The sequence below is a fragment of the Dysosmobacter sp. HCP28S3_G4 genome, from assembly GCF_052065175.1.
GTDB lineage: Bacteria > Bacillota > Clostridia > Oscillospirales > Oscillospiraceae > Oscillibacter.
In genome coordinates this window covers 1-10990 of sequence record NZ_JBQHUP010000066.1, presented here as the reverse complement: position 1 = coordinate 10990, position 10990 = coordinate 1, and the positions used below count along the sequence as shown (strand labels likewise).

The window sequence follows — 10990 nt, the reverse complement described above, 5'->3', positions numbered from 1 at the left end:
CGCAGCGGAAAATCCGGTCAAATTGTCCGTACAGGCGATGAAAATATCCTCAACGCCCCGGTTTCTCAAGCCGTTGAGCACCGTTGCCCAGAATTTGGCACTCTCATTTTCGCCGACCCACATGCCCAGAACATCTTTTTTGCCGTCCAGATTGATACCAATAGCTAAACCTAACCTCGCGGCTTCGGCTCCAAGGCAGTATCGGCTGCTCGCTACGCTTTGCCGGGCGCGGTCTCTCACCGCACTATATTACCTGCACCGAACTGGCGCACCCTCTTACCATCAGAATACCATACCCCCGGATCCTTGTAAAGCAACCGTTTGTTTCCCCCGCCCGCGCCAGGACTTGCATTTTTTCTATCCGGTGGTATACTGAAAAAAGAAAGACCGTCTGCCCCTCTCCGGGGCTTTTGATCGGATCGCAGCCGCCCGCGGCGGCGGAAGGGAGATGCGCCATGAGACGCTTTGACATCATCGTAGGGGATCTGACCCAGTCTGACGCGGAGGCCATCGTCAACGCCGCCAACAACACCCTTCTGGGCGGCGGTGGCGTGGACGGCGCCATCCACCGGGCGGCGGGACCGGAGCTGCTGTCGGAGTGCCGCACCCTCCACGGCTGCGCCACCGGCGAGGCCAAGGTGACGAGGGGCTACCGGCTGAAGGCCCGGTACGTCATCCACACGGTGGGTCCCATCTGGCGTGGCGGAAAAGACGGGGAGGCCGCCCTGCTGGCCGCCTGCTACCGCTCCAGCCTCACTGCCGCCGGTGAACGCGGCATCGCTTCCGTGGACTTCCCCTCCATCTCCACGGGCATCTTCGGCTATCCCGTGGCCCAGGCCGCGCCGGTGGCCCTGAAGGCCATCCTGGACTATCTGGCAGAACACCCTGAGATGCAGCGGGTCCGCATGGTCTGCCACACGGAGGACGCCGCCCGGGTCTACCGCCAGACCTACAACGCCCTGTACGCCGGGACCAAGGAGGAGCGGCTGTAGGGCTTTTCGCCTCCGCTGATCCGCAAAAATGCCCGGAACAGGCCTGTGTGCCTGTTCCGGGCGTCTGTTATTTCTTCTGCTCCGCCTCCCAGGCGTCGATCCGCTCCTTCAGTTCGGAGAGATACATCCACCGCTCCGTCTTCTCCTCCAGCAGGGCCTCCAGTTCCGCCTGACGGTCCGTCAGCTCCTGGAGCTTCACGTAGTCGCTGCCGCAGCTCCCCATGGCGGCCTCACAGTCCCGGAGCTGCCGCTCCAGGTCCGCCAGCTCGGCGTCGATGGTCTCGTACTCCCGCTGCTCCTTGAAGGTGAATTTGGGCCGCTTCTCCCGGGGCTTCTCCGCCGCGGCCTTTGGCTTTTCCGCAGGCACCGCCGCCTGCTTCTCCTCCTTCCGCTTCTCCTCCCAGTCGGACCAGTTGCCGGTGTAGCGGAGGATCTCTCCGCCGTCCCGGACCTCGAAGATGGAATTGGCCAGCTTGTCCAGGAAGAACCGGTCATGGGACACCGCCAGAATGGGGCCGGGGAAGGACTGGAGATAGTCCTCCAGAATGGTCAGGGTGGTGACGTCCAGGTCGTTGGTGGGCTCGTCCAGCAGCAGGATGTTGGGGGCGGTCATCAGGATGCTCAGCAGATACAGCCGCCGCCGTTCGCCGCCGGACAGCCGTCCGATGGGCTGGGACTGCAAATCGCCGGGAAACAGGAACCGCTCCATCATCTGATTGGCGGTGAAGGTGCCCTCGTCGGTGCGGACCTCATCGGCGATATCGTGGATGAAGTCGTAGACCCGCTGGTTCAGGTCCAGCTCCCGGCCCTCCTGGGAGAAATGGCCCACCTTCACGGTGGCGCCCATCTCCACGGTGCCGCTGTCCGGCGTCAGCTCCCCGGCGATGATGTGCAGCAGCGTGGACTTGCCCACGCCGTTGTGGCCCACGATGCCGATGCGGTCGCTGCGCAGGACGCTGTAGGAGAAGTCGTTCAGGACGCACTTCCCGTCAAAGGACTTGGACACATGGTCCAGCTGGATGGTCTTCTTTCCCAGACGGCTGGAGGCCGCCGCAAGGGACACGGAGTCGTCCGTCTCCGGCGCCGCCTGATTCAGCAGATTCTCGTACCGCTGGATGCGCTCCTTGGACTTGGTGGTCCGGGCCTTGCAGCCCCGCATGATCCACTCCCGCTCCACCCGCAGGATGGACTGGCGCTTGCGCTCGCTGGCCTCCGCCATCTCCGCCCGCTGCTCCTTCAGCTCCAGGTATTTGGAGTAGTTGGCCTCGTAGTGGTACAGCTTTCCCCGGCTCAGCTCCGTGATGTGGTTCACCACCCGCTCCAGGAAGTAGCGGTCGTGGGTCACCATAACCAGGCCGCCCCGGAACCGGCGGAGCCGGTCCTCCAGCCACGTCACCATCTCCGTGTCCAGATGGTTGGTGGGCTCGTCCAGGATCAGCACGTCCGCCGGGTGGATCAGCGCCGCCGCAAGGGCCACCCGCTTCCGCTGTCCGCCGGACAGGGTCCCCACCTTCTGGTCGAAGTCCGGCAGGCCCAGCTTGTTCAGCATGGCCTTGGCCTCGTATTCGTTCAGTTCCCGGAACTCCGCCGGGAAGTGGAGAAACACCTGCTCCAGCACCGTGGCGCCGTCGTCCATTACCGGGTTCTGGGGCAGATAGCTCACCTGCACGTTGGGGTCCCGGCTGACCTTTCCCCCGTCCGGCTCCTGGACGCCGGACAGGACCTTTAAAAAGGTGGACTTTCCCGTGCCGTTGATGCCGATGACACCGGTCTTGTCCCCCTCGTTGAGATAGAAGTCCACGTCGCTCAGCAGCTGGCGGCTGCCGAAGTTGATGGACAGATGTTCCGCGGATAAGAGCATACGTCTGCCTCCTGTGCCGTATGATACTGATTCCTGATGAAACAGTTTCATCAGGAATCACGCGTGCTGCGCACGCTCGAATTGTGCAGAGGCACAATTCGGCGTCTCATAAAAACTGAACGCGCTTCGCGCTAGAAAACGGTTGGAACCGTTTTCATCAGTTTTAATATGAAAATTCGCTTTATTTTATCACGGCGGCTCCGGAGCGTCAACCGCGCTCTTGCCTTGGAATGCCCGGTCTGGTATGATGGAACCGACATCGACGCCTGTCCGCCGGACGGACAGGCGCTGCTCGGGAGGACGTCATGAACTTTGTTTTTGTGGGTCTGGGCGGCGGACTGGGCGCCATGCTGCGCTATGCCGTCAGTCTGCTGCCCTGGAAGCGGGCGTTCCCGCTTCTGACGCTGTGTACCAATGTGCTGGGGGCGGTGCTCATCGGCTTCATCGCCTGTCTGGCCGCCAGACGGGGACTGTCTCAGAACGCGCAGCTGTTCTTCAAAACGGGACTGTGCGGCGGCTTCACCACCTTTTCCACCTTCTCGCTGGAATCCTGGCAGCTGCTGAAAGCCGGCAGCTATGCCCTCGCCGCCGCGTACATGGCCCTCAGTCTGGTGCTGTGCCTGCTGGGCGTCCTGGCAGGGCTGTACTGCGCCGGACATCTGCGCTGAGGAGCCGCCATGCAGACCATTACCATCGTCATCACGCCCCGGGAGGAGGGGCGGAAGGTCCGCAGCGTCCTGAAGGGACGGCTGGGGTTCTCCTCCCATGCCATCGGGGGGCTCACCCGCCGGGAGACCGGCATTCTGGTCAACGGAAAACGGGCCTTCTCCACCGCCACTCTCCGTGCCGGAGACGTGCTGACCGTGGAGATTGGCGACGTCCGGCCCCCGGACGAACGGATCATCCCCTGCGCCGTTCCCCTGCCCATCGTTTACGAGGACGACTACCTGCTGGTGGTGAACAAGCCCGCCGGCATGGTGGCCCTGGCCTCCAGCTTTCTGCCGGAGACCCCCACCGTGGCCGGGGCGCTGGCGTATCAGAAGGGGGAGACCGCCGTGTTCCATGTGGTGAACCGGCTGGACAAGGGCACCACCGGCCTGATGGCCGTGGCCAAGAGCGGTTACGTCCACAATCTCCTGCGGAAGCTCCTCCACACGCCGGACTTTTACCGGGAGTACCGGGGCGTCTGCGTCGGGTGTCCGGAGCCGCCCGCCGGAACCATCGACCTGCCCATCGGCCGGGACGAGACCTCCACCGTCCGGCGGTGCATCCGGCCCGACGGTGCGCCGTCGGTGTCCCGTTACGAGGTGCTGGAGACCACCGGCCGGTTCTCCCTGCTGCGTCTCGTCCCGGAGACGGGGCGCACCCACCAGCTGCGGCTCCACATGTCCGCCGTAGGCCATCCCCTGGCGGGGGACTGGCTCTACGGGACAGAGGCCCCGGACCTGATCCCCCGGCCCGCCCTGCACTCCTGCGCCCTCCACCTGCGGCATCCCGTCACCGGGGAGCCGCTGGAGCTGACGGCTCCGCTTCCGGAGGACATGTCGCGGGTGATGGAGCTTTAGCCCCTCTCCGCGGTCAGCGCCGCCAGCTCCCGGTCCAGCGCCTGATAGAACCGGGCGATGTGGAGGCCGTCCGCCAGGGCGTGATGGACCAGCAGCGTCACCGGCATCCGCCAGCGCCCCTCCTGAAGAGCATACCGGCCCCATGTTATCCGGGGATTGCTGTCCGCTGGGATGCCCATGGGCTGGACGATTGCGGTATAGGTCAGCCACGGCAGGCAGGAAAAGTAGAGATACGCTTCGCTTTCGCCTTCCCCCTCCAGCTCCAGCGACGGCGCGCGGCGGGCCGTCTCCTGGGCCGCCCGGGCCGCCGTGAGGAACTGTTCAAAGGGCACGTCCGACCGCAGGGCGCAATAGCAGTAGGCTCCGTCCGGCAGGTCCAGAATGTGGGAGGAGGGGCACCAGTCGTACTCCACCACCTCCGTCTCCCGGATACGGCGGCGCAGTTCAGAAACGGCGTTGGCCGCCCGCTCCGCGCAGTAGCAGAAGGGCAGGAAGAAGCCCAGCTCCCGCTCCCCGCACCAGCGGCGCAGGTCTGTCACATCCACGCTCACCGTCACGCCAGCGGTGGGGTTGGCCAGGGTGCGGAAATACGCGAACTGTCCCCGGCGGGGATCCTTTGACATGTCGACGGTCTTCCAGGACATTCTATCACCTCACGGCAGTTTGGAACCATTATCCCACAGGACCGCCGGGACCGCAAGGGGCTTGCGTTTTCCCTGCGGATATGATACAGTTTGATGCGCTGTGAAATTTGGGCGGGAAGCCCGGAAAAGAGGATACTTTCATGGAATTGGAGTCCATGTACGAGCAGCTGGGCGTCAGCCGGGCTGTCTATGAATACGGCGAGCGGGTGCTGGAGGGTCTGCGTGACCGCTTCGCCCGCATTGACCGGACGGCGGAGTACAACCAGGGCAAGGTCATCGCCGCCATGCAGAAGAACCGGGTCAACGCCACCCACTTCGCCGCCACCACCGGCTACGGCTACGACGACGAGGGCCGGGACAATCTGGAGCGGGTGTACGCCGACGTGTTCCACACCGAGGCCGCCCTGGTGCGGCCCCAGATCACCTGCGGCACCCACGCCCTGACGGTGGCTCTGTCCGCCAACCTCCTGCCGGGGGACGAGCTGCTGTCCCCCGTGGGCGCGCCCTACGACACCCTGGAAGAGGTCATCGGCATCCGGGAGAGCAAATGCTCCCTGAGGGAGTACGGCGTCTCTTACCGGCAGGCGGACCTGAAGCCCGACGGCTCCTTCGACTATGACGCCATCCGGGCCGCCATCAATGAGCGGACGAAGCTCATCACCATCCAGCGGTCCAAGGGCTACGCCACCCGCCCCAGCTTCTCCGTGGAGCAGATCGGTGAGCTCATCGCCTTCTGCAAGTCCGTGAAGCCCGGCGTGAAGGTGATGGTGGACAACTGCTACGGCGAGTTCGTGGAGCTGAACGAGCCCTCCGATGTGGGAGCCGACATGGTGGTGGGCTCCCTCATCAAGAACCCCGGCGGCGGTCTGGCCCCCATCGGCGGCTACATCTGCGGCACAAAGGAGTGCGTGGAGCGGTGCGCCTACCGGCTGTCCGCCCCCGGTCTGGGCCAGGAGGTGGGCGCCAACCTGGGCCTGATGCCCTCCTTCTATCAGGGCCTGTTCCTGTCCCCCACTGTGGTGTCCGGCGCGTTGAAGGGCGCCATCTTCGCCGCAGGCATCTATGAGAATCTGGGCTTCCGGTGCGTCCCCGGCTCCGCCGAGGAGCGCCACGACATCATCCAGGCGGTGGAGCTGGGCAGCTCGGAGGGCATGAAGGCCTTCTGCCGTGGCATCCAGGCCGCCGCACCGGTGGACAGCTACGTCACGCCGGAGCCGTGGGCTATGCCGGGCTACGACAGCGACGTCATCATGGCGGCGGGCGCCTTCGTCCAGGGCAGCAGCATCGAGCTGTCCGCCGACGGCCCCATCCGGGAACCCTACGCCGTGTACTTCCAGGGTGGATTGACCTGGTATCACGCCAAGCTGGGCATCCTCATGAGCCTCCAGAAGATGGTGGACGCCGGGCTGGTGAAGCTGTAAACCGCCCACAGACATAAAAAGCCGGCCGCTGTGCGGCCGGTTCAGGCTGTCGAAAAAGTCCGATGGACTTTTTCGACAGCCTGAACAATGCCTCGCTTTTCTGCCCGCGCAGCGGGCCGAAAAGCTGCCGCTGCGCGGCGCAAACGCCTGCTGACACAGGCTTTTTGCAGGCATTCAATCCAACACGAGGGGGCTCCCGCCCCCTCGTACTCCCCCTGCAAAAAAGGACTCTTTTCCTTCAGACAGGGTTTTTCGACAAGCTGAGCCGGCCGCTGTGCGGCCGGTTTTCTGTTCTCTTGTTCACGCGCCGGGCTGGCCCACGCGCTTGTCCAGACGGCCCAGAAAGTAGGCCAGCAGGAAGCCGCCCACGCAGCATCCCGCCGCCACAGCCGCCTCCCCGGCGCCGGTGTAGGACGTGGGGACGATGACCAGGGTGGAGGCCGTCACGATGCCCAGAATGCCGTGGAAGGCCAGGGCGTAGAACCGCCGGAAGAACCAGCTCACCAGCCGCGCCAGCAGGGCGATGGTCACCAGCATTCCCGGCAGTGTGGAGGCCAGTACCCGGACGTCCATCCGGGACAGACCGTCCATCAGCGGCTGGTACAGGTCCAGCGCCATAATGATGGAGGAGGACGTGAAGCCGGGGATGATGATGCCCATGCCCCACAGCACGCCGCAGAAGTTGTACCAGAACAGGCTGGGCTCCACGTGGAAGGCGGCAGTGCGGCTGGCGCGGTACAGTCCCAGGAACATGACGGTGAAGCACACCGCGAAGCTGAGCCAGGCTCCAGGGCTCCTGCCCTCCTTCCCGGCCTCCCGGAACAACTGGGGCAGCGTCCCCACAATGAGACCGATGAACAGCCAGTAGGTCACGGCGTCGGACTGCTCCATCATGGCGGAGATGCCCCGGGCAAAGCCCAGAAAGCCCACGCACCAGCCGATGACCAGCGCCGGGACCCATTTCCAGTATTTCGGCAGCGCCTGGAAGGGATGGGTCAGCACCTCCATGAAGGGGCGGTATATGTCGAACACCACCGCCAGCACACCGCCGGACACGCCGGGCAGGATGGCCCCCGCACCGATGAGGGCGCCGCACAGCAGGTCCCGCAGCCAGCGGAGCATCCCGTCTTTGCAGTTCATGGTACCCCCTCCCTTCCAGCTGACGGAGTCGGTTTCTGAAATTCGTTTTATCTTAGCAGTTCTCTCCATCGGATGCAATCCACTCCATGTAAAAATACGGCGCCCGCCGCCGGTTTTCTTCATCTTTTGTAGAAAAGCACAAAGAATCCATGGAGATTTCTAAATGGAATGGTGAAAATTTCTGATTGACTTTCCGCCGCAATCCGTCTAAACTGCAAATTAACAACTGAACACCGCAAAGACGATGAAGAGAAGAGTACGCGCGGAGATACGGCAAAGAGAGTCCGGACTGGTGAAAACGGACACGGAAGGCCGCGCCGAACATGGTCTTGGAGTTGTGCACCGACCGCGGGAGACCGCATAGGCTGCAACGGGAGCGCCCGTCATCGCGCAGGAGTGTGTCTGCACTCTCAGAGGCCGCGGCCGCGAGGCTCCGGCAAAACAAGGTGGTAACACGGCGTGTACGATCCGTCGTCCTTGGTGCATCTGCATCATGGGCGGCTTTTTTGTTTTCCGCGCCGCCACGCTCCCCGTTGTTCAATTGTCTTTTATGGCCATAAAAAAGCGCCGCCCCGGCGCAAGGAAGGAGCGCGATCCCGTGCCCATTATTGAAATCCGGCATCTCACCAAGACCTTCGGCACCGGCGAGTCCGCCGTACACGCTTTGGAGGACATCAATCTCAGCGTGGAGGCCGGCGACATCTTCGGCATCATCGGCCTGTCCGGCGCAGGCAAATCCACGCTGGTGCGGTGCATCAATCTGCTGGAGCGTCCCACCAGCGGCAGTGTGGTGGTGGACGGCAAGGAGATGACCGCACTGTCCGAAAAGGATCTGCGGAAGGCCCGGCAGTCTATCAGCATGATCTTCCAGAGCTTCAACCTGCTGATGCAGCGTACTGCCCTGGACAACGTCTGCTTCCCCCTGGAGCTGGCGGGCTGGAAGCGGGCCGACGCCCTGACCCGTGCCCGGGAGCTTCTGAAGCTGGTGGGCCTGGAAGACCGTGAACGGGCCTACCCCGTTCAGCTGTCCGGCGGCCAGAAGCAGCGGGTGGCCATCGCCCGCGCCCTGGCCACCAATCCCAAGGTGCTGCTGTGCGACGAGGCAACCTCCGCCCTGGACCCCGCCACCACCGCCTCCATCCTGGCTCTGCTGAAAGACCTGAACCGCCAGCTGGGCGTCACGGTGGTGGTCATTACCCATCAGATGAGCGTCATCGAGGAAATATGCTCTCACGTGGCCATCATCGCGGACAGCCACATCGTGGAGACCGGCAACGTCAGCGAGGTGTTCCGCCATCCCAAAACCGCCGCGGCCAGAGAGCTGATCATCCCCGGCGGCGAGGCCGCCGTCCGCCGCTTCAACGGCAGGGGAAAGGTCTACCGCATCACCTTCGACGGCACCACCTCCGACCAGCCGGTGGTGGCCGGCATGGTCCTGGCCTGCGGCGAGCCGGTGAACATCTGGTACGCCGACACCCGGGACATCGACGGCAAGGCCTACGGCCACATGCTGATCCAGCTGCCGGAAAACGAGGTCGTGGCCGGCCGGATGCTCTCCTATCTGGAGAGCCAGCACATCACTTATGCAGAGGAGGAGGTCTGAGAGATGTTTACCGCCGCTTTCTGGCAGATGACCGCCCAGGGTCTCTGGGAGACCTTCTACATGGTGGTCCTTTCCACCCTGTTCTCCTACATCATCGGCCTGCCCCTGGGACTGGTGCTGGCCGTCACCGACAGCCAGGGCCTCCGGCCCAACGCGCCGGTGAACAAGGTGCTGGGCACCATCGTTAACCTGTTGCGCTCCGTGCCCTTCCTCATCATGATCTTCCTGCTGGTGGGCCTCACCCGACTGATCACCGGCACCACCGTGGGCAGCAAGGCCATCATCGTCCCCCTGGTGGTGTCCGCCTTCCCCTTCGTGGCCCGTCTGGTGGAGAGCTCCGTCCGGGAGATGGATCGGGGCACCATCGAGGCCGCCCAGTCCATGGGTGCCTCCCTGTTGCAGGTGGTGGTGAAGGTGATCCTGCCGGAGTCCAGACCCTCTCTCATCTCCGGCGCCACCACCGCCACCGTCACCATCCTCTGCTACTCCGCCATGGCCGGCATCGTGGGCGGCGGCGGCCTGGGCGCCATCGCCATCAACTACGGCTACTACCGCAAGGAGACCGTCACCATGTGGGTCCAGGTCATCATTCTGGTCCTGCTGGTGCAGATCGTCCAGGGAGTGGGCAACCGTCTGGCAAGCCGGATGGACAAACGCATCCGATAAACCGCCTCTGCGGTTCATCATAGCAGCTTTTGGAAATTTGGATCGAATTTGAAAAGGAGTTTTGAACATGAAGAAAGTATGCACCATCGCTCTGAGCGCCCTGCTGGCGCTGTCCCTGCTGGCCGGCTGCGGTTCTTCCGGCAGCAGCGCCTCCGCTCCCGCCGCCTCCGGCAGCGCCGCCGGTTCCGCCGCCCCCGCCGAGACCGTCACCCTGAAGGTGGGCGCCAGCATCACCCCCCACGCCGAGATCCTGGCCCAGTGCAAGCCCATCCTGGCCGAGCAGGGCATTGACCTGGAGGTCGTGGAGTACACCGATTACGTCCAGCCCAACACCGCCGTGGAGGAGGGAGACCTGGACGCCAACTACTTCCAGCACGTCAACTATCTGAACTGGTTCAACGGCGACTACGGCACCCATCTGGTGTCCGCCTGCACCGTCCACTACGAGCCCTTTGGCATCTACGCCGGTAAGGTCTCCGCCATTGCCGACCTGAAGGACGGCGACGAGATCGCCGTGCCCAACGACGGCTCCAACGAGACCCGCGCCCTGCTCCTGCTCCAGCAGGAGGGCGTCATCACCCTGAACGACGGCATCACCGCCGCCTCCAACGCCACCATTCAGGACATCGCCTCCTACAATGTGAAGGTGAACATCCGCGAGATGGAGGCCGCCCAACTGACCCTGTCCCTGCCCGACGTGGCCATGGCCGTCATCAACGGCAACTACGCCCTCCAGGGCGGTCTCAACGCCGCCACCGACGCCCTGGCCATTGAGGACTCTCAGGGCGACGCCGCTCAGGAGTACGCCAACATTCTGGCCGTGAAGGAGGGCCGCGAGAACGACGCCGCCATCCAGGCCCTGGTGGAGGCCCTCCACAGCGACACTGTGAAGACCTACATTGAGAACACCTACAGCGGCGCCGTGGTGCCCCTGTTCTGATCCCGAAGCAAGCGCATACGCAAAGCCGCCGGCCATGTGGCCGGCGGCTCAGGCTGTCGAGAAACCCGGTTGCGCAATTAGGCGGCAACCGGGTTTTCAGCACATATTCGGGAAAATAGAATCGAAAATAGGAAATGGGCAGAGTCATTCCATTTCCA

10 protein-coding genes and 1 pseudogene are annotated in these 10990 nt (G+C 63.8%); 7 read left to right on the top strand and 4 right to left on the bottom strand.

From position 1 onward, the window contains the following. Positions 1-168 (bottom strand): annotated as a pseudogene (locus ACTNBU_RS11680) (transposase); the annotation flags it as partial. Between the two features lie 287 nt (positions 169-455). Between ACTNBU_RS11680 and ACTNBU_RS11675 the strand changes: the two are divergent. Continuing rightward, complete coding sequence (locus ACTNBU_RS11675) at positions 456-992, top strand: O-acetyl-ADP-ribose deacetylase (protein ID WP_441034155.1); 537 nt, start codon at positions 456-458, stop codon at positions 990-992. Positions 993-1059: 67 nt separating this feature from the next. Here ACTNBU_RS11675 and ACTNBU_RS11670 read toward each other — a convergent pair whose 3' ends face one another. Next, on the bottom strand, positions 1060-2853 hold the full coding sequence (locus tag ACTNBU_RS11670; protein ID WP_441034154.1) for an ABC-F family ATP-binding cassette domain-containing protein: 1794 nt from the start codon (positions 2851-2853) through the stop codon (positions 1060-1062). Between the two features lie 305 nt (positions 2854-3158). Between ACTNBU_RS11670 and crcB the strand changes: the two genes are divergently transcribed. Both crcB and ACTNBU_RS11660 read left to right on the top strand, forming a co-directional pair. Next, positions 3159-3521, top strand: a complete 363-nt coding sequence (gene crcB, locus ACTNBU_RS11665) for a fluoride efflux transporter CrcB (protein ID WP_441034152.1) — start codon at positions 3159-3161, stop codon at positions 3519-3521. A gap of 9 nt (positions 3522-3530) precedes the next feature. Beyond that, positions 3531-4418 carry an RluA family pseudouridine synthase gene (locus ACTNBU_RS11660; RefSeq protein ID WP_441034150.1) on the top strand — a complete coding sequence of 296 codons (888 nt, stop codon included), beginning with the start codon at positions 3531-3533 and terminating at the stop codon, positions 4416-4418. Here the strand turns inward: ACTNBU_RS11660 and ACTNBU_RS11655 are convergent. Further along, positions 4415-5062 (bottom strand): CatA-like O-acetyltransferase, encoded by a 648-nt coding sequence (locus tag ACTNBU_RS11655; protein ID WP_441034148.1) that lies wholly within the window; start codon positions 5060-5062, stop codon positions 4415-4417. The two genes, ACTNBU_RS11660 and ACTNBU_RS11655, sit on opposite strands and share 4 nt — an antisense overlap. Before the next feature lie 140 nt (positions 5063-5202). Between ACTNBU_RS11655 and ACTNBU_RS11650 the strand changes: the two genes are divergently transcribed. Continuing rightward, positions 5203-6483 carry an aminotransferase class I/II-fold pyridoxal phosphate-dependent enzyme gene (locus ACTNBU_RS11650; protein ID WP_441034147.1) on the top strand — a complete coding sequence of 427 codons (1281 nt, stop codon included), beginning with the start codon at positions 5203-5205 and terminating at the stop codon, positions 6481-6483. Between the two features lie 300 nt (positions 6484-6783). Here the strand turns inward: ACTNBU_RS11650 and ACTNBU_RS11645 are convergent, their stop codons facing one another. Further along, on the bottom strand, positions 6784-7623 hold the full coding sequence (locus tag ACTNBU_RS11645) for a DUF368 domain-containing protein (RefSeq protein WP_441034145.1): 840 nt from the start codon (positions 7621-7623) through the stop codon (positions 6784-6786). A 550-nt stretch (positions 7624-8173) separates the two neighbouring features. On the opposite strand from ACTNBU_RS11645, the gene ACTNBU_RS11640 reads away from it, so the two are divergent. The 3 genes from ACTNBU_RS11640 to ACTNBU_RS11630 all read left to right on the top strand — a co-directional run bounded on the left by ACTNBU_RS11640 (position 8174) and on the right by ACTNBU_RS11630 (position 10832). Further along, positions 8174-9226: a methionine ABC transporter ATP-binding protein gene (locus ACTNBU_RS11640; RefSeq protein ID WP_441034143.1), complete on the top strand. Its 1053-nt coding sequence runs from the start codon at positions 8174-8176 to the stop codon at positions 9224-9226. Positions 9227-9229: 3 nt separating this feature from the next. Beyond that, complete coding sequence (locus ACTNBU_RS11635) at positions 9230-9892, top strand: methionine ABC transporter permease (RefSeq protein WP_441034141.1); 663 nt, start codon at positions 9230-9232, stop codon at positions 9890-9892. A gap of 67 nt (positions 9893-9959) precedes the next feature. Beyond that, the gene (locus tag ACTNBU_RS11630; RefSeq protein WP_441034139.1) at positions 9960-10832 is read left to right on the top strand and encodes a MetQ/NlpA family ABC transporter substrate-binding protein; all 873 of its coding nucleotides are present in this window, start codon (positions 9960-9962) and stop codon (positions 10830-10832) included. Positions 10833-10990: the final 158 nt, after the last annotated feature.